Consider the following 17,715-nt stretch of genomic DNA (forward strand, 5'->3'; position numbering starts at 1 on the left):
ACTAAAGCACCTCCAAAACTGCATATGCAACAGCGCTGTGCCTATCATGTGAGATGCTTACATGCATTCTGTAATCACCATTTTTTTCTGCAATTTGTCTGGCCTTACCTCTTAAAGTTACAATTGGTTTCCCTAGTGAATTTCTATCAATTTCTATATCCTTTAAGTTAAACCCTCTAAAGCCTGTACCTAAAGCTTTAGAAACTGCTTCCTTTGCCGCAAATCTACCTGCTATATATTCTGCCCTTAAGTTTCTTGTTTTTAAGTATTCAATTTCATTTTTACTAAATAATTTTTCAATAAAATTTGAGTTTAATTCCACTGCTTCCATTATTCTAGCTATTTCTATTATATCTGTTCCAATTCCTAAAATCATAACCTTCACCCCTTAATTGTTTTATTCTGAAGCCGTCAATTAATATAGATAAACAAGCTGAAATATTAAAATTACCAATACCAAATTTATCCCTACAAACTGAAATTTAACTCAGAGTACAGAGTAGAGAGTACAGTGAATGTAGATTTACCTTTCGCTACTCTCAGGTAAATCTTAGAACTTAATAGTGTCAGCTGCGCTGAACACTATGCTTTACGCCATGCGTGAGCATTAAGTTTTAGATTTTTCGAAGCATAGCGGAGAAAAATCATCCTTCACTGTACTCTGTACTCCCTACTCTCTACTCTAATTTAAAATCTATGCACTATACATAATTATAAATAAATTATATATACCAGTTGGCAAAGAGTAAAGTTTTGTAAACATTTACATGAAAATAATTTCAGAATTTCACAATATAAAAAAGGGGAGTAAATTACCCCCTAGCAACTCAAAATATCATTATATACTCTATCGTAATCTGATGTGTATTCATCAATACATTCGCCAATAATTTCTACAAAATTAATTGGTGAAACTATATTTTCATACAAAATCTTAAGAAGATTATGTACCTTGTATCTATCGGAGCTTATATTCTTCACTCCATCATGATCAATATTTACAAGATTTCCATTGATAAAATCTCTTCTTTCAACCTCTATGCCATAAGATTGAATATTCATAATTTCACTAGAATAACTTAAAGACACTTCCCCCTTAGTAAGCATATATTCATACTTACACGTTTTGTCACCTACTTGAATTTCCTTTATCATAGATTCAACTATCTCCATATATCCAACCTCCCTATACTTATGATCAAATATTAACATAAGCGTTTCAAAAATTCTGTCACTTGATGATAGTTGAACCTTTTTTTCATTCATATTATTTTGACACTAATTTTCCTTTAAATTATTTTATTACATTATATTTAATATTTTTCAATGTCCAAAAAACGTTTTTCACCATATATATCCAATTATGCGCATAAAAAATGTCGATTCATTAGTTCATATGTCTTAAATTTCTTTGTAACATTCTATTAACAAACTGTTTCTTATCTTAAAAAAATTTGCACATATCTTCTAATATCAAAATTACCAATACCATCAATGGAGTTTTTTTCTCTTTCAATTCTCTCAAATTATAGTATTTTTCATATTTACAAAATATACTTTTGTTACATTTTATAGTTTTAAACATTTCATTAAATATATTGTAAAATACATTAATAGAATTAATTATAAATCTTCTTTTTTCAGCATCATTTTCACTATGCATGTAATTTAAAATAGTCTGCAAATCTTTGGTTTTATAATATTTGCTCATATAAACAGAATACAAATCCGCAGCAAAATTTCCAATTATTAAAGAATCAATTAAAGATATTTCTTTATCAACATTAAAGATTATACTAAATTCTATGTCTGGATTGCCTTTTCTTATTTCCTCCATAACTTCAATTAACCTTTTATTAAACTCTTTTGTAAAATTTGAATCTATTACATAACAATCTATTTCATTTGAAATTGCTGTTTCCATAAATTCCATAAATTCCTTATTTAAATTTTCTACGTAATTTATATTTTCCATCTTATTTATTTGCGTTCAATAACTAGTAATAATTAATACGCTTTCTCCTTTCGCTTAATAATTTAAGTGAATTATTCCTATAATATTAAATATTTTTGCCATTAAATGCGTTTTATATGCATGAAAAATTCACCTTCTACATATTTTATTTTATACCATTTTATGTTAAATAAAAACATTTGTTTTCCACAATAAATGTTTAAATTAAAGTCTTATATAAATTTTATAATATCATCTCTTTAAATTCTTAACTAATTATCTTTATTTCTTTCTATTCAAAAGTTTCCTAATTTTTGAATGAATTTTATTTACAATATAAAATTAATTTACTACTAATTATAATATTACTAAAGATAAACCATCTGAAAACTTGAAACTTTAAAATTGCAATCTCAAAATTTATCCTTACAAACTGGAATTTGTCGAGCTGAGTGAAGGGTTTTAATTCGCCCTGCTCATTAAAAAACTAACTTTTTCACTTATGTGAAAAGTGAAGGGTTTGACATAGCTTTGCTTGTCAAAGGTGAAGGTTTTTGCCACGGCAAAAGGTTAAGGAATATTTTTTTTTACTGAAGGTAAAAAAGTTCACCTTTTAGCGAGCAGAGCAAGTTAAAACCCTTCACCCTTAGCTTTTTTCGCCTTCTTTTTAGGCGAAAAAAATTAGTTATTACTTCGCAATATTTATAAATCACGATTGAATTAATTTTTGGTGAAACAATCCATTTCAACATAATACTTTATTGTAGCAGCTTACCTCATTTCTATTGCACCAAATAGGCTTTGCATAAAAACGCAATAAACTGCTCCAGTGGCAATTATTCCAATGCAATATACAAGCAATCCCCAAACTATACTGTGAAATAGGAAATATCCTGCAAGTGCTGCAGCTCCACCAGCTGGTGCAAAAACGAGTACATCAAATACTATCATTAAAAAGCCATTTTTTCCATCATCAAAGGAAGGCATAATTAAATTTATCAAAAGTTTATTAAATACTGTAACTATATAGGTTCCCCATAATCCAAGAAGTAAGAATAACACTCCAAATAAATTAGCCTTTCTATTCATAATTACAATAGGAAGTACAATACAAAGGTTTAACACAAAATTCCTTATAAAATCAAAGAAATGAAGTGCGATCATCTTTTCCCATGCCTTACCTGGTATTATAAATAAATACTGCTTTGTTCTTTCATATTTTAATGGAGATATACCCATTCCTCCTGAAGCTACCATGCTAAATGCAACTATAAGATATTCACTTAAAATTTTATCTGAGCTTAAGCTTCTTTCAAAATATGCTACAATCATAGAAACTACAAATGCTAAAACCCAAAATATATACATAATTACATTACTAGAAGTTCTATGATTCACAATACGTGCTTTCCATACAAATGCCCAGGCGCCCTTATATTCAAATTTATCTTTTACCGCCTTTACTTCTTTATTTTTCTCTTTTTTACTTGCCATATCTTGAATATCATCAGCGTTTTGTGATTTTATTGCTTTCTTATTTCGCTCCATAATTTCAATGGTTCCAACCGCTTCTTCATAATAATCTGTAGCAAAATAAACAGCTAAAAAGAAAAAGACAGAGGCAACAATAAATAAAGCTATGACTTTGTATAATGGATTATATTGTGGGAAAAATGGTGAAATCAAAGCATCTTTTGTCCACCCCAGTATTGGAACATTACTGATTACATTGCTATTAATGCTGAAAAATAATCCTTTTAAAATGTCACGTTTATATATGATTGACCCAATCACATATATTCCTGATGCCGCCATACATAAATACACAAAAATTTTAATTAATTTACCTATTTTAAATTTCATGCACATGGAATATATAAAAAACGAAAGTGACTTTAGAAACAGCACTAAAAATAATAATCCAAAAGCAACATAACCAAAGTTGGGTAAATTTAGTTTAAAATATCTGTATCCATACAAAAAATATACAAGCATAAAAAACAAAATCGTTCCAAAACTATTAATAATACTCCTTAACATAGTCCATAAGTATATTGTTCTTGGTTCAATTGGAGACGAGAAAAGATAATTTGCATCAGATATACTAAACTGACTTGGTCTATATTGATTTGCTGCAGAATATATACAATAAAGCAAGACAATTAAAAGTATCAAAGTTACAATTAATAAAATTATGTTGAGCGTGAAATTATTTTTAATTGAAATATCAATAATTTTTCTTTTAACTGATTTCTTATTCGTAAACAAGGGCATCGCAAATATTATTATTGGAAATATATAAGCCCAAGCAGATTTTATTGCTGTAAGAGGATTTGTCATAGTAACTTTTATATAGTTTTTTAATTTTAAAAATTCTATATATGATAAATTTATACAATCACGTACAGGATTATTTCTCTTCATCCTCAGTTACCTCCAAAAATAAATCCTCTAAGGAAGAATCCTCTCCGGCATTAACTTTAAGCCTCAAATCCTCTATAGTCCCCTCCAAAATAAGAGTTCCCTTCTTTAAGACAACTATTCTATCGCAAAGTCCTTCAGCAGTATCAAGCATATGGGTACTAATAAGAAGTGATTTGCCTTCAGCCCTTAATGCCTTAAAAGCATCTTTAAGCTCTCTTATAGCTTTAGGGTCAAGTCCTATTAAAGGCTCGTCTACTAAAAACACATCCGGTTTATGCAAAAGAGCACAGCAAATTGAAAGTTTTTGTTTCATTCCTTTAGATAGATCTCTTCCAAGGATATTTTTCTTATCGTAAAGATCAAATCTCTTTAATATTTCATTTCCATATTCCTGCCAATCATCTATATAATAAGCAAGTGCAATAAATTTCAAATGTTCCCACACAGTAAGCATAGGATATATATCAGGTGTTTCTGGTATATAAGCAAGTTTATATTTTGATTCCTGTTTTATGCTATCTATACCATCTACAAGAACTTTTCCCTTCGTTTTTCTAAGAAGTCCAAGTATGCATTTTATAGTTGTAGTTTTTCCCGCTCCATTAGGTCCCGTAAGTCCAACTATTTCTCCTGCATTAAGATGAAAAGATATACCATCCACCGCTTTGTTTCCTTTATAGTATTTTTTCAAACTTATTACTTCTAATACTTTTCTCTCCATAATTCATTTACTCCTTAAAAAGATATTTTTAAAAAAATCCCGATTGGGCAATATCGGGATTTTAGGGGAGATTGGGAACACAAATAACATTCCCAAGTACATTTTTAATATAGATAAAATTATTTCTGTAAGATAAGTATCGTAAAATCTAAAATTTCTTTATAGGGTAAATAAAAAATTTTATTTCTGTATCTGTACGTCTACATTGTAATTTGGTAAAAGTTTGCCATCGCTGTTATCTATAGATATTTCTACAGGTATATTTGTTTCTCCATTTTGTTCTGTAACTGCTGCATTTGATATGCTAACTACTTTTCCTGTATACTTTGCTGAAGGATTTGAAGTAGGAATTATAGTAACTGCTTTTCCTGCCTGAACATCCTTTATAAATTCTTCTCCAACCTTTGCATCTATATATAAGCTGCCTAAATCTTGAAGGCTAAGTATTTTTTGTTGTGCTGAAACCACATCACCTTTTTTATATCCAAGGTCAGTAACAACAGCATTATCCATATCAGAAACTACATTACTTCCATTCAAATAACCTTTATTTAAAAGGGACTTAAGTGCATCAACTTCTGCTTGTTCAGCAGCTATTTTTGCATCCTGTGCATTTTTTTGATTATTCGTTTGATTTTGGGCATCATTTTTTAAGTCCTTGTCTGCTTCTACGGCCTTCTCTTTAGCGTTATTTGATAATTAAGTTGAGATAAATCTAACTCTAAAAGTTTATCCCCCTTTTTAACTTTTTGTCCCTCTTTGACATTAATGGAATTCACCTTTATAACAGCTTGGGCACCACCATCTATAACTATATTTTCAGTATTGTGGGATTTTATAACACCTGATGCTTCTACATAATTATTGGCAACCTTTTTTGTAGTTTCCTTTGTACCTTGTGTGTTAGATTTTGAACTTCCACATCCAACAGCTGTAACAAGTGTTCCTATAATTATCGCCGTGAGTATTATCTTTGATTTTTTCATCTACTTTCTACCACCTTTCCATCTCTCACATATATTATCCTTTGACCATACTTTGCCGCTTCCTCAGAGTGAGTAACTTGAACTATGGTTTTCCCCTTTTCAAGGTTTATCTCTCTTAAAAGTTCCATTACTCCCGTTCCAGTTTTACTATCAAGGTTTCCAATAGGTTCATCTGCAAGTATTACATCCGGATCATTTATAAGTGCCCTTGCAATGGCAACCCTCTGCTGCTGCCCACCTGAAAGTTCTCTTGGGGTGTGCTTTCTTCTATCCTCTAGACCAACTATTTTTAGTATATCATCAAGCTTATCCCTATAACTTTTAAGTTTTTTTCCGTCTAGTAATATTGGAAGCATTACATTTTCCTCAACATTAAGATTAGGTATTAGATTATAAAATTGAAATACAAAACCAACATCTCTTCTTCTCATTATGCTCTGCTTTTTATCATTCATACTTGAAAGTTCCTTACCGGCTATCTTAACACTTCCTGTAGTTGGTTTATCAAGTCCTCCAAGAAGGTACAAAAGAGTACTTTTGCCAGAACCAGAAGGACCCATTATAGATACAAATTCGCCTTCTTTTATAACAAGATTAATATCTTTTAGAATTTCTACATTCTCATTACCAAGTTTAAAGGATTTATTTAAATTAGTGGTTTCTATAACTGGCTTACCAAGTTTAGGTTGAACTTTTTCTTCTAAAACTTCCATTCTATGCCTCCTATATCTTTATTCATATTTTATAGCTTCTATAATGTTCAATTTAGATGACTTAAGTGATGGAACAATTGCAGCTACAACAGTTATTAAAACTCCAAGTAAAATGCTTGTTCCAAAAACACTACTTGAATAATTCAATTCCATAGGAAAGTTTGCCAAATCAAACATAAATGGCATTATATAAATCATAAGCATTCCACCAGCAATTCCACATAAGCTCCCTATAAGCCCTATTAAAAGTGACTCTACAAATAACATTTTTCTCGTCTGATGTCTACTCATGCCAACAGAAGCATAAACAGCAAGTGATCTTTTTCTTTCTATGAAACTTATAACAAAGTTATTTATTACGCCAAAAGCTCCTATTATAAGTGCCATTATAGGAAATGCCTTAATTATTAGAAGCATTCCGTCATTTTGCTTTTTATTTTCTTCTTCTTGATGTGCTACAGTCTCAATTGTCAACCGCCTAGTTTTAAACCTTTTAGAAAGAACATTTTTCATTTCTTCGGGATCTTTATATGTCTTAATATCTAAAGAAGAACATTGATATAGTTTGAAATCTCCTTTAGCATACTTTTTAGGTACCAACGCCATATTTCCATCTTCCATCATTGTATCAAAGGAACCAACTATTTTGTAATCCTTATTTCCTCTGGTTGTCTTTATGGTAATATAATTTCCAATTTGCTTGTTATATCTTTTCATATTGCTTTTAGTAAGTATTATAGTTCTGCCATCATTGTAATTTTTAAATACCTCATTCTTATCTTGAAGCATTTTAACTTTTGCAAAAATTATCTATTTCATAAGTATTCATAAATCTAATTTGAGTAATAGGTTCTTTATTTCCAATAACCTCAATATTTTGAGATGAATAATCTTCATCAACTTCCTTTATTCCCACTGTATTTTTTACATCACTGATGGTTGAATTGTCTAGTGAGTTGCCATCATCATTATTTACATATAGATCATAGTTAAAAAAGTCATAAGCCTTAACAAGTACCGTTCCTGCACTAGAGCTAACAACATTAATCATAAACAATGTTGATATGCCTATTGCTAGAAGTGAAATATTATTTATCAAGCTTTTATTCTTTCTTAGATTTTTTGCAGCCAAACTGCCCTCATTTCCAAATATAATATTGTATAATTTACTTAGTATTATTACCAAAAGTTCAGTGACATATGGGATAATTATTACAATACCTATAACCGAAAGCACCATGCATACTACAAGTATCATTAAAGATGTGCTGCTATTTAATGAACTTCCTTTTATAGCATTTGGAGTACTAAATGCACCTGCTACAAACACCAATCCTAAAATTAACTTCCATAGTTTTTCTTTTTCAGCATTATCTATAGTATTAAGTACAACATCCTTAACTGACAATCTTGATGATTTGGCTATAGGAACAATAGAACTTAAAAATGAAATAATTATCGAAAATATAAATGCACTTAATAATTGTCCAAAATTATAGCTAACAGAAGGAGCTATAGTTATTCCTTGTGCCATTTGAGATGCAATAAGTTTCATGAGTACCTTTAGTATGCCAATTCCAGCAAGATTTCCTAATATTCCGCCTATTATGCCGTATATTATGCTCTCTCCTACAAGAACCAAACTAGTAGATATCTTTGTGGCACCAATACTTCTGAAGGTTCCTATTACTGGAAGCCTTTCTGTAACTATTACCTTAAACACCGTATATATTATAAATGCACTCATCATTAAAACCACAATCATCATCATTCTAAATGCCATAGTTATTTGTCCAAGTGATTCATCTATCTGTTTCTCATCGATTATTTTTCTTACAGTATAGTGGTTATATGCAGGTGTAAGTTCATCTACAATTTGCTTTATATCATTGGAGTTTGATGCTTTTATATATATTAATGAGACTTCTCCCTTTATGTTATTTATATTCTCAGCTTGCTGCCTTGGAATTATAGCCATCATATTTTCATCGCTTTCCATTCCAAACATGCCCTTATTATCCGCTATGCCAACTATGGTATATTTGTGACTTATGGAGTCTTTACCTACTTTTATAGGAATTTTATCTCCTACAGAAAATCCATATTCATCAGCAGATTTTTTGCTTATTATTACTTTTTCCCCGCTAAATGGCGTAACAGAACCCTTACTATTAAAATCAAATAAGTCCATAAGTTTTATGTCATCATAATTAAAACCTCTTAACATTATATTTCTGTCCTTATCACCATGAGTGTATACTCCATTTGCATCCATTTCTCCAATTGCATAATCAGTTTTACTTTTTACTGTATCAGTTCTTTCCATGCTTAAATATGGTGTTGGAGATTTACTATTTGAATGTATTTCTATATCCGCATTTCCATAATACTGTCTTATAATATCTACATAAGTCTGTTTTATACTAGTGCTCATTCCACTTGATGCAAAAAACAACGCTGTTGATGCCATTATTGAAAAAACCACAAGAAAAGTTCTTAATTTCTTTTCTTTTATATTTCTTAGCATAAATTTAAGAATTATTCCCATTGATTCACCCCATTCCTATTTTATAATTTGTTTTAAATACATGTAATACTTTAATAGTATACTATGCTATAAATAGAATCAATACAATGTCTTTATTATATTAAAAAAGATTGTACTTTCATACTGACTTAAGTAATAAAAATTTATGACTAATGTCACAAAATATAAAAAAAGGATATGCTGTATCTGCATATCCTTTCCCTTTATGCTTAAAAAATTGGCTTATTATCTAGATTATCTCCCTCATTACCATTAGGGTTACTTCTCAAATACTCTCTACCATTCTTTGCCTTACCAACGTTTACACCCTCTATTAAATCATCCTTTGCCATTGTTATTGCTTCGTCTATTGAATATACATTTCCATTATCAAGCATTACGTCAGTTATATCTCCCTGAGGGTTTTTCTTTACTTTTATAACCTTAGATTTATCACTCATGCTAACACCTCACTTATTTTTTTATATTATTTGCATCATGGTTATATATTATTCATTTATAAAATTTTAGACTTTGTTTAAAAAACTTCAATTGACATATTTAATTTTATAATATATAGTTGTATGTACAAACAATACTATTTTTAAAATAAAACTGTGTGGAGAGAAAAAATAATGTCAAATATAAATGAAGTATTATGTGATTGCTTATATTTCTCATGTAATAAGTTATCTAGAACATTAGGAAAAATGGCAGATGAGGAGTTTAGAATTACTGGATTATCTTCTACTTATGCATTTTTAATTAGTATCGTACATGAAAATGAAGGTATAGGCCAAAAAGAAATAGGGCAAATTCTTCATATTACACCATCTACAACAACTAGATTCATTGATAAGCTCGAAAATAAAGGTCTCTTAAACAGAAAAAGTGAGGGTAAAAACTCGTTTATATATTTAACAGATAAAGGACTAGAACTTCAAGCTCAAATTAATAAAGCATGGGAAAATCTTCATTTAAGATGTTTAAATGCCTTAGGTGAAAATGAATATAAAAGCCTCACCAAAATAATTAACAATACATGCAACAAAATAGACTCCTACGAGAAGTAACAATCTTCTCTTTCAAAGTAATGGAATGTATTATTTAGATAAACTGGAAGTTGTGAAGTAATAATGCTTCGTCGCGTTAAAAAAATCCTATAAATCTAAGTGGTTATTTAAAAAAAGTGGTTGCTTTGGGTTCAAGAAGTTTAACAATTTGCCACTAAGATTTATAAAATTTTATTTAAACTATTCCTTCAATACTGTTACTTCGCTAAACCGGAAATGCAAGGTAAATTTTTCTCCGGTTCCCTACGAAAAATACCCTATAATCACCGTTAATCAATAAATGAGTGGACAAGTTCACACCCAAAATTCCGTAGGTACGGAGGAATTTTTTTAATGTTGCAAAGCAGTATTACTTCGCAATATTTATATATTGCTGTTCTAAAAAAACAATTTAAAAATAATTAGAAATATTACTCCAGGAACGCCAAGCACTCCTGCTATAAGTGCAGTAACTATATTTATACCAATTTGAAAGCCAAAATAACTTCCAAATATATTTACAATGAATAACAAAATCGCACCTAAGACACCGTTAATAATTAACTTTATCAAAATCTTAAGAGGCCAAGACAACAGCTTAACTACAATTAAAATGAGTATAATTGCAACAACAAAATAACCTATATACTCCATTCCTCATCCCCCATTATCAAATTATATCTATCTTTTAAATTAGCTAAAATACCTTTAATAGGATTTAACTTATAAAAAATAAGTGCACAATGCACAGTCATAGTTGATTTTCCTCCGCTTAGCTACAGAAAATCTTAAAACTTAAATACTGGTACTAAATTTATAAAATTGCTTATTTATTTCATTAAGCAAAACGGAACATCATTAAGTTTTAAGATTTATCCAACGCAGGAGGAATAAATCATCCTTAACTGTGAAATGTCATTGTGAATTGTGCACTAAAAAAATATCACTTGTATAATCTTGACACTTGCATTTTCAAAATTTCAAATAGTTTATCCCTATAGATTACGTAAGCGTTTAATTAGAGTTTACTTCCCTTAAATATTCGTCGTATCCATTTATTTTAATATCCATTTTTTTGCCTGCATTAACAAATATATATATCTTGATTTGGCTGCCGCTTCTTTATATATAGCATAATCTATAAGTTTTGGATCACTTACTACATCAAAATACTCCGAACACTGCTTCCATTCATGCCTGGCCTCTTCTATAGCTAAAAGTAATTTTTTTTGTTCTACGCTTAAGCTGCTTTTCTTACCAGGTATTTTTTTTATTCATAATAAAAACCTCCCAATTTATATCCTATTAAAATTATAGACATAAATTGGGAATAGTATTCCTATAGTTTATCTAAATTTCTCTTCTTCCTTCAAGAGCTTTTGATAAAGTTATTTCATCTGCATACTCCAAATCTCCTCCAACAGGTATACCGTGAGCGATTCTAGTAACTTTAACTCCAAGTGGTTTCAATATTTTTGATATATACATGGCAGTAGCTTCACCATCTACATTAGGATTTGTCGCCACTATTACTTCCTTTACACTTCCATTCATTCTGCTTATGAGTTCTCGTAATTTTATGGAATCAGGTCCCTTTCCAGACATTGGAGATATTGCTCCATGAAGAACGTGATAAACTCCGTTGTATTCCCTTACCTTTTCCATTGCAATTACATCTTTAGGCTCTTCTACAACACATATCGTGCCCTTATCTCTATTGGGATTTGAGCAAATAGCGCAAGGATCAGTGTCTGTGTAATTTCCACATACAGAACAATATTTAATAGTTCCCCTTGCCTTTATAAGGGCATTGGCAAATCCATCTACTTCGTCCCTAGGTAAATTTAAGACGTATAGTGTAAGTCTTTGTGCAGTTTTATATCCTATTCCCGGAAGTTTTGCGAATTCTTCTATTAACTTTTCAATTGCTACGGGGTAAAGCTCCATAATGCCACTTGCCTTTCTAACTTTAATATGTCAAAACTATAATCATCGCTTTTATAAGTTCAAAGATTTATCCTACGCAAGGAAGATAAATCCTCATTCACTCTACTCTTTATCCTTATTTTTAATATTACTTGTAATTTCTTAGCAAATACGGTTTAAAACTTTCTGGTAATTCCTAAATTTATATATTAGAACATTCCTGGTAAATTCATTCCGCCTGTTAATTTTTTCATTTCTCCTGAAGTTTCTTCTTCTGCTTTATTAAGAGCTTCATTGCATGCAGTTAATATTAAATCTTGAAGCATCTCTACATCATCAGGATCAACAACTTCTGGTTTTATTTTTATATCTGTTATGACTTTCTTTCCATTAACAGTTGCACTTACAGCTCCGCCTCCAACTGTAGCTGTAAATTCTTTATCTTCAAGGTCCTTTTGCATATCTTCCATTTGCTTTTGAAACTTTTGTGCCTGCTTTATAAGATTATTCATATTTCCTCCGCCCATTCCTGGGAATCCACCTCTTGCCATAATTAAAAAACCTCCTATGTTAACTTCAATTATTTTTGTATCAATATTTTATATTTTAACATTTACAAGTTCATTCATCAATAATATCAACATTATCTTCACCAAAAGTTTTCTTTATTATGTCTTCTGCATTTTCAGGACTTGCATTTTTTATATCATCATTACCTTGGGAAGAATATACAACCTTAACTCTGCCATGCAGCATGTTTGAGAATACCTCTTCTACTTTTTTGTTATTTTGAACTTTTTCAAGATGCTGTTTACTAAAGTTATACTGTTTATCAAATCCTATCTGTATAACTCCATTATTACATGCCACAGGATTACCATTACTTAAATGCACACCCATGACCATGTTTCTGTTTGCTCTAAACATTTCTATTGCATCTTTCCAAATTTTTTTAACATCATCTAAGGTTACATCCGTTTTTATTGCAGTATCCTCATCAGCATCATCAGAAGCTTGAATAGGCACCTGCATTTCATTATTAACTTTATTTTGAACCTTAGGTGCTGGTGTTTTTTCATTACCACTATTGTTATTTACTACAATATTTCCACTTTTTATTAATCTTTCAAGTTTGTTAAGTCTTGATAATATAATTTCATTAGATGTATCATATTCAACTTTGCACATTTTTATTATAGCAAGCTCAAGATATATTCTGCTATTACTGCTTTTTCTCGCCTGCTCGTCTGCTTCCTGAAGTATACCTATATAACGCATAGTTTCTTCTATTCTTACTTTCTTTGACTGTTCCTTAACTATGCTTAAATTTTCAGAAGACATATCTAAAACTTCTTCAGGATTTTTACTTACCTTAATCATCATTAAATTTCTTACATGTTCTATTAAGTCCTTTATAAAAATACCTATTTCCTTACCTGAAAAAACAATTTCATCTATAGTTCGTATGCAAGCCTCAACATTCTTATCTATAATACAATCCATAAGTTTAAATATATACTCATTAGTAACAAGTCCAAGCATGTCTAGTACTTTTTCATATTCTATTTTTCCATTTCCTACTGAAATTGCTTGATCAAGAATACTTACTGCATCACGAGCTGCACCATCAGACATCCTAGCTATAAGATTAAGACTTTTATCATCTGCAAAAACCCCTTGAGCTGTAACTATTTCCCTAAGCCTATTAACCATTGCATCTTTTTTTATTCTTTTAAAATCAAATCTTTGGCACCTTGATAAAATGGTTATAGGAAGCTTATGTGGATCCGTAGTTGCAAGTATAAACACAACATTTTGAGGTGGCTCTTCAAGAGTTTTTAAAAAGGCATTAACTGCACCCTGAGAGAGCATATGGACTTCATCTATTATATAAACTTTATATTTAGCCTCGTGGGGTGGATATTGAACATCATCTATTATGTTTCTTATATCGTCTACACTATTATTTGATGCTGCATCAAGTTCCGTAACATCTATAGCCATACCTTCGTTTATTTTTTTGCACATCTCACATTCATTGCATGGTTCACCATCTTTAGGATTAAGACAATTTACTGCTTTTGATAAAATCTTTGCTGTAGTAGTCTTTCCTGTTCCCCTAGTTCCGCAAAGTAAATATGCATGTGCTATTCTATTATTTTTAACCTGATTTCTCAATGTAACAGTAACATGTTCTTGACCTACAACTTCACTAAAGTTTTTGGGCCTCCATTCTCTGTATAAAGCAGTATATGCCACATTTTCACCTTCTATCTATACTATATAATTTAACCGCATAAAATTTTTAAGATACACTTATCAAAGTTTTTCAAATAATTTTTATAAATACTAAGAGTAAAGAGTAGAGAGTATAGTGAATGTAGATTTACCTTTCGCTTCTCTCAGGTAAATCTTAGAACTTGATAGTGTCAGCTGCGCTGAGCACTATATTTTAAGCGCTTTGCGCACATCAAGTTCTTAGATTTTTCAAAGCGCAGCGGAGAAAAATCATCCTTCATTGTACTCTGCTTTACACCTTCCAGTTTGTCAGGGCCAATTTAATATTAGTCATTTCAACCTTTCAAGTTTTTTATCTGTATTTCTTAAGTTTATAATACTACAAAAAAAGATGCCTAGTAAAGCATCTTATGTTATATACAATAAAATTCAATTATTAAATGCTGTGCACCTCGAACTCGACATTAATTTATGAGCGTTACCTTTAAAGTTGGCTCAAATCAGGTTAATCCACGGCACACGAAAAGTTTCACTTACCGCTGCTTCCTTCCGGATCTGACGGGGTTCATGATTTTTCATTGCGTGGGACCCAATTATCAACACCAGCATTTAAAGGGCAGACCCCACAAATCAAAGCCTTATTCAAGGAATTAGACCCTGCTATAGCGGATTGCAGGTACAAGGCACCGCTAACTCCCCGTTTAGCACAGCAAAGATTAAATGGCGGAGAAAGAGGGATTCGAACCCTCGGTAGAGTTTCCCCTACACACGCGTTCCAGGCGTGCTCCTTAAACCACTCGGACATCTCTCCATATATGATTTAATCCTTTATATATTGTATTTTTGCAGAACAATCATATTATACTATTAAAAGAACGCAATTTCAACTATAATAATCTTTTTTTATATGGAAATTATGTAATATAATGAAGCTGATGCGAAACTTCAACTATTTATGTACCAAAGTACCAATCTTTAATGGATTATGGTTCACATATAATTTGTAGTTGAGCTAGTTTCACTATGTATATCAAAATAGAATCAAAATATGTATAAAAAAATTTTTACCTAAAAAAATAGGCTCCTAAACTTAGAGCCATTAAACAAAAATAGGTATAGTTCATTAATATTCATTTTATATCTCTCACCCATAAACTCTCATAAATTCTCATACACTTTTGATAGTTTTAATTCTCTCTCATAAATTCTACATATCATAAATTCTCAAAATAAATGAATTATTAAATTTAAACTATACCTTTTAGTATATAATACCATTATTTCGTAATATTTTCAACCTTCTTTATTATTTTTTATTTAATTTAGCTCAAACTAATATTAAATAATTAAAATCTGGAAATGCATTTATTTTAATCCGTAATTGTATATAATATAACTAAGGAGGGATTTTAATGAGATATGAAATTAAAGGAGATAATTTACCTATTGTAATATGCAAGCTTAATCCTGGTGAAACCCTTGTATCTGAATCAGGTGCTATGGGGTGGATGAGTGATAACATAAAAATGGATACAAATATGAAAGGCGGTCTTTTAGGTGGAATTTCAAGAACAATTTCTGGAGAATCAATATTCCTCAATACATTTACTTGCAAAAAAGACATGGGTATGGTGGCTTTCCCTTCATCATTTCCTGGTAAGATAATTGAAAGACATTTACTATCAGGTGAAAGTATAATATGCCAGAAAAAAAGCTTTCTTGCCGCTGAATCTTCAGTTAAATTAAGTATATTTTTAAAGAAAAAATTATCTACAGGTTTATTTGGCGGAGAAGGATTCATACTTCAAAAAATAACTGGTCCAGGAATAGTATTTCTTGAATTCGATGGCCATGTAGAGGACTATTCTCTTTTAAATAATGACATCCTTAAAGTTGACACTGGCCATGTTGCAATGTTTGATTCTACAGTAAGCTTTGACATTTCTATGGTTAAAGGTGTCAAAAACATGCTTTTCGGTGGAGAAGGATTATTTTTAGGAACTTTAAAAGGACCAGGAAAAGTATACCTTCAAACAATGCCTATTGAAAACCTTGCAGCTAAAATTGGGCAATTTTACAACTTCAAAGACAACAAATAAAAAAACCAGTGATAAATTTAGGATGGTTTTCTTATGCTCACTCCCATATAGGAGAATCAGCTCAACTATTAAATTATAGATATACATGTTCTCTTATAAAAATGAAACAAAATTAAGTTCAAAAGTTATTCATAGCAAAAGCAGAAAAAACTTACCTTAACTTATCACTCATTTTATATTCTATGCTTGTTTAATAAAATAATGCAACTGCATTAAATCAATAAAAGCATTGTTCCAGATATAACTAGCACCAAACCAATAAATGCTTTTCCGGAAAGTCTTTCTTTGAGAAAAACTCGTGAAAATACAATTGAAACAACAATACTCAATTTATCGATAGGTACTACCATACTAGCTTTACCAGTTTGCAATGCGTGATAATAACATAACCATGAAAGGCCTGTTGCAAGACCAGAAAGTGCTATAAACACCCAGCTTTTCCTATCTATATCCTTTATCATGACATGTTTCTTCTGAAGAAAAACAATTACCCAGGCCATAATAAGTACCACAATAGTGCGAATTGCTGTTCCTAAATTTGATTCCACGCCTTGTATTCCTACTTTACCAAGTATAGAAGTTAATGCAGCAAATATAGAAGAAAGAACTGCATAAAAAAGCCATGATTTACCATTAATATCATGCGATTCTAATTCTTTTTTTTGTATCATAAGATAAGTTCCAGCAGCAAACACAACAACACCCAATCCCATAAACAGCGTAGGAGTTTCCCCTAAAAACAGAAAAGCCAGAATAATAGTTAAAATAGTGCTGCTCTTATCAATAGGAGTGATTTTATTTACATCCCCAAGTTGTAGAGCCTTAAAATAGCATAACCAAGATGCACCAGTAGCACATCCAGATAATATTAAGAATACAAGAGTATAATTAGAAATAGCATTAATTGTATGCTGTGAACCCACGACAAATACCATAAGCCATGAAAATATAAGTACAATAATTGTACGAAGCGCTGTAGCTAAATTAGAATCTGTATTTTTTATCCCAATTTTCGCTAAAATAGCCGTCATTCCTGCAAACAATGCTGAACCAAATGCATATAAAATCCACATTT

Annotated in this window: 19 protein-coding genes, 1 tRNA gene and 1 other RNA gene; 2 read left to right on the forward strand and 19 right to left on the reverse strand. The window is 30.6% G+C overall.

What is annotated here, in order from left to right; genetic code table 11:
• Position 1: 1 nt before the first annotated feature.
• The 11 genes from acpS to AGR56_RS17610 all read right to left on the reverse strand — a co-directional run bounded on the left by acpS (position 2) and on the right by AGR56_RS17610 (position 9,786).
• Complete coding sequence (gene acpS, locus AGR56_RS17570) at positions 2-376, reverse strand: holo-ACP synthase (protein ID WP_053243402.1); 375 nt, start codon at positions 374-376, stop codon at positions 2-4.
• Positions 377-819: 443 nt separating this feature from the next.
• Positions 820-1,173, reverse strand: a complete 354-nt coding sequence (locus tag AGR56_RS17575; RefSeq protein ID WP_053243645.1) for a DUF6514 family protein — start codon at positions 1,171-1,173, stop codon at positions 820-822.
• A 271-nt stretch (positions 1,174-1,444) separates the two neighbouring features.
• Positions 1,445-1,975 (reverse strand): hypothetical protein, encoded by a 531-nt coding sequence (locus AGR56_RS17580; RefSeq protein WP_053243403.1) that lies wholly within the window; start codon positions 1,973-1,975, stop codon positions 1,445-1,447.
• Positions 1,976-2,725: 750 nt separating this feature from the next.
• Positions 2,726-4,378, reverse strand: a complete 1,653-nt coding sequence (locus tag AGR56_RS17585) for a putative ABC exporter domain-containing protein (RefSeq protein WP_053243404.1) — start codon at positions 4,376-4,378, stop codon at positions 2,726-2,728.
• On the reverse strand, positions 4,365-5,099 hold the full coding sequence (locus AGR56_RS17590; RefSeq protein ID WP_053243405.1) for an ABC transporter ATP-binding protein: 735 nt from the start codon (positions 5,097-5,099) through the stop codon (positions 4,365-4,367). Before AGR56_RS17590 ends, AGR56_RS17585 begins: the two co-directional genes overlap by 14 nt.
• Before the next feature lie 180 nt (positions 5,100-5,279).
• Positions 5,280-5,696 carry an HlyD family efflux transporter periplasmic adaptor subunit gene (locus tag AGR56_RS22345; protein WP_242851613.1) on the reverse strand — a complete coding sequence of 139 codons (417 nt, stop codon included), beginning with the start codon at positions 5,694-5,696 and terminating at the stop codon, positions 5,280-5,282.
• A 71-nt stretch (positions 5,697-5,767) separates the two neighbouring features.
• Positions 5,768-6,085 carry a biotin/lipoyl-binding protein gene (locus AGR56_RS22350; RefSeq protein WP_242851590.1) on the reverse strand — a complete coding sequence of 106 codons (318 nt, stop codon included), beginning with the start codon at positions 6,083-6,085 and terminating at the stop codon, positions 5,768-5,770.
• Positions 6,082-6,798, reverse strand: a complete 717-nt coding sequence (locus AGR56_RS17600; RefSeq protein ID WP_053243406.1) for an ABC transporter ATP-binding protein — start codon at positions 6,796-6,798, stop codon at positions 6,082-6,084. The genes AGR56_RS22350 and AGR56_RS17600 overlap by 4 nt, the downstream gene beginning before the upstream one ends.
• An 18-nt stretch (positions 6,799-6,816) precedes the next feature.
• Complete coding sequence (locus AGR56_RS22355) at positions 6,817-7,587, reverse strand: FtsX-like permease family protein (protein WP_242851591.1); 771 nt, start codon at positions 7,585-7,587, stop codon at positions 6,817-6,819.
• Between the two features lies 1 nt (position 7,588).
• Positions 7,589-9,346 (reverse strand): FtsX-like permease family protein, encoded by a 1,758-nt coding sequence (locus AGR56_RS17605; RefSeq protein ID WP_242851592.1) that lies wholly within the window; start codon positions 9,344-9,346, stop codon positions 7,589-7,591.
• Positions 9,347-9,555: 209 nt separating this feature from the next.
• Positions 9,556-9,786, reverse strand: a complete 231-nt coding sequence (locus AGR56_RS17610; protein ID WP_053243407.1) for a DUF3892 domain-containing protein — start codon at positions 9,784-9,786, stop codon at positions 9,556-9,558.
• 174 nt (positions 9,787-9,960) lie between these two features.
• Between AGR56_RS17610 and AGR56_RS17615 the strand changes: the two genes are divergently transcribed.
• Positions 9,961-10,398, forward strand: coding sequence for a MarR family transcriptional regulator (locus AGR56_RS17615; RefSeq protein WP_053243408.1), 438 nt, complete (start codon positions 9,961-9,963; stop codon positions 10,396-10,398).
• A gap of 378 nt (positions 10,399-10,776) precedes the next feature.
• On the opposite strand, the gene AGR56_RS17620 is transcribed toward AGR56_RS17615, so the two are convergent.
• The 7 genes from AGR56_RS17620 to AGR56_RS17640 form a co-directional block, all read right to left on the reverse strand.
• Positions 10,777-11,031, reverse strand: coding sequence for a pro-sigmaK processing inhibitor BofA family protein (locus AGR56_RS17620; protein ID WP_053243409.1), 255 nt, complete (start codon positions 11,029-11,031; stop codon positions 10,777-10,779).
• A 401-nt stretch (positions 11,032-11,432) separates the two neighbouring features.
• A complete protein-coding gene (locus tag AGR56_RS22360; RefSeq protein WP_157055852.1) occupies positions 11,433-11,651 on the reverse strand; it encodes a DUF2508 family protein in 219 nt (72 codons plus the stop codon).
• Between the two features lie 76 nt (positions 11,652-11,727).
• A complete protein-coding gene (gene recR / locus AGR56_RS17625) occupies positions 11,728-12,324 on the reverse strand; it encodes a recombination mediator RecR (RefSeq protein WP_053243410.1) in 597 nt (198 codons plus the stop codon).
• Positions 12,325-12,512: 188 nt separating this feature from the next.
• Positions 12,513-12,854: a YbaB/EbfC family nucleoid-associated protein gene (locus AGR56_RS17630; RefSeq protein ID WP_053243411.1), complete on the reverse strand. Its 342-nt coding sequence runs from the start codon at positions 12,852-12,854 to the stop codon at positions 12,513-12,515.
• A 70-nt stretch (positions 12,855-12,924) separates the two neighbouring features.
• Positions 12,925-14,562, reverse strand: coding sequence for a DNA polymerase III subunit gamma/tau (dnaX, locus tag AGR56_RS17635; protein ID WP_053243412.1), 1,638 nt, complete (start codon positions 14,560-14,562; stop codon positions 12,925-12,927).
• Positions 14,563-14,984: 422 nt separating this feature from the next.
• An RNA gene (gene ffs, locus AGR56_RS19810) (signal recognition particle sRNA large type) lies at positions 14,985-15,251 on the reverse strand.
• An 11-nt stretch (positions 15,252-15,262) separates the two neighbouring features.
• Positions 15,263-15,352 (reverse strand) — tRNA-Ser (locus AGR56_RS17640).
• Positions 15,353-15,953: 601 nt separating this feature from the next.
• On the opposite strand from AGR56_RS17640, the gene AGR56_RS17645 reads away from it, so the two are divergent.
• Entirely contained in the window at positions 15,954-16,640 is a 687-nt protein-coding gene (locus AGR56_RS17645) for a TIGR00266 family protein (RefSeq protein ID WP_053243413.1), read from the forward strand.
• A gap of 212 nt (positions 16,641-16,852) precedes the next feature.
• Here AGR56_RS17645 and AGR56_RS17650 read toward each other — a convergent pair whose 3' ends face one another.
• Positions 16,853-17,713, reverse strand: coding sequence for an EamA family transporter (locus AGR56_RS17650; protein ID WP_053243414.1), 861 nt, complete (start codon positions 17,711-17,713; stop codon positions 16,853-16,855).
• Between the last annotated feature and the right edge of the window lie 2 nt (positions 17,714-17,715).

Origin of the sequence: Clostridium sp. DMHC 10 (assembly GCF_001270375.1) — a bacterium.
Taxonomy (GTDB): Bacteria; Bacillota; Clostridia; order Clostridiales; family Clostridiaceae; genus Clostridium_S; species Clostridium_S guangxiense.

Coding starts and splice junctions, on each gene's coding strand:
- acpS (WP_053243402.1), bottom strand. CDS start 376: ATGATTTTAGGAATTGGAACAGATATAATAGAAATAGCTAGAATAATG.
- AGR56_RS17575 (WP_053243645.1), bottom strand. CDS start 1,173: ATGGAGATAGTTGAATCTATGATAAAGGAAATTCAAGTAGGTGACAAA.
- AGR56_RS17580 (WP_053243403.1), bottom strand. CDS start 1,975: ATGGAAAATATAAATTACGTAGAAAATTTAAATAAGGAATTTATGGAA.
- AGR56_RS17585 (WP_053243404.1), bottom strand. CDS start 4,378: ATGAAGAGAAATAATCCTGTACGTGATTGTATAAATTTATCATATATA.
- AGR56_RS17590 (WP_053243405.1), bottom strand. CDS start 5,099: ATGGAGAGAAAAGTATTAGAAGTAATAAGTTTGAAAAAATACTATAAA.
- AGR56_RS22350 (WP_242851590.1), bottom strand. CDS start 6,085: ATGAAAAAATCAAAGATAATACTCACGGCGATAATTATAGGAACACTT.
- AGR56_RS17600 (WP_053243406.1), bottom strand. CDS start 6,798: ATGGAAGTTTTAGAAGAAAAAGTTCAACCTAAACTTGGTAAGCCAGTT.
- AGR56_RS22355 (WP_242851591.1), bottom strand. CDS start 7,587: ATGCTTCAAGATAAGAATGAGGTATTTAAAAATTACAATGATGGCAGA.
- AGR56_RS17605 (WP_242851592.1), bottom strand. CDS start 9,346: ATGGGAATAATTCTTAAATTTATGCTAAGAAATATAAAAGAAAAGAAA.
- AGR56_RS17610 (WP_053243407.1), bottom strand. CDS start 9,786: ATGAGTGATAAATCTAAGGTTATAAAAGTAAAGAAAAACCCTCAGGGA.
- AGR56_RS17615 (WP_053243408.1), top strand. CDS start 9,961: ATGTCAAATATAAATGAAGTATTATGTGATTGCTTATATTTCTCATGT.
- AGR56_RS17620 (WP_053243409.1), bottom strand. CDS start 11,031: ATGGAGTATATAGGTTATTTTGTTGTTGCAATTATACTCATTTTAATT.
- recR (WP_053243410.1), bottom strand. CDS start 12,324: ATGGAGCTTTACCCCGTAGCAATTGAAAAGTTAATAGAAGAATTCGCA.
- AGR56_RS17630 (WP_053243411.1), bottom strand. CDS start 12,854: ATGGCAAGAGGTGGATTCCCAGGAATGGGCGGAGGAAATATGAATAAT.
- AGR56_RS17645 (WP_053243413.1), top strand. CDS start 15,954: ATGAGATATGAAATTAAAGGAGATAATTTACCTATTGTAATATGCAAG.
- AGR56_RS17650 (WP_053243414.1), bottom strand. CDS start 17,713: ATGTGGATTTTATATGCATTTGGTTCAGCATTGTTTGCAGGAATGACG.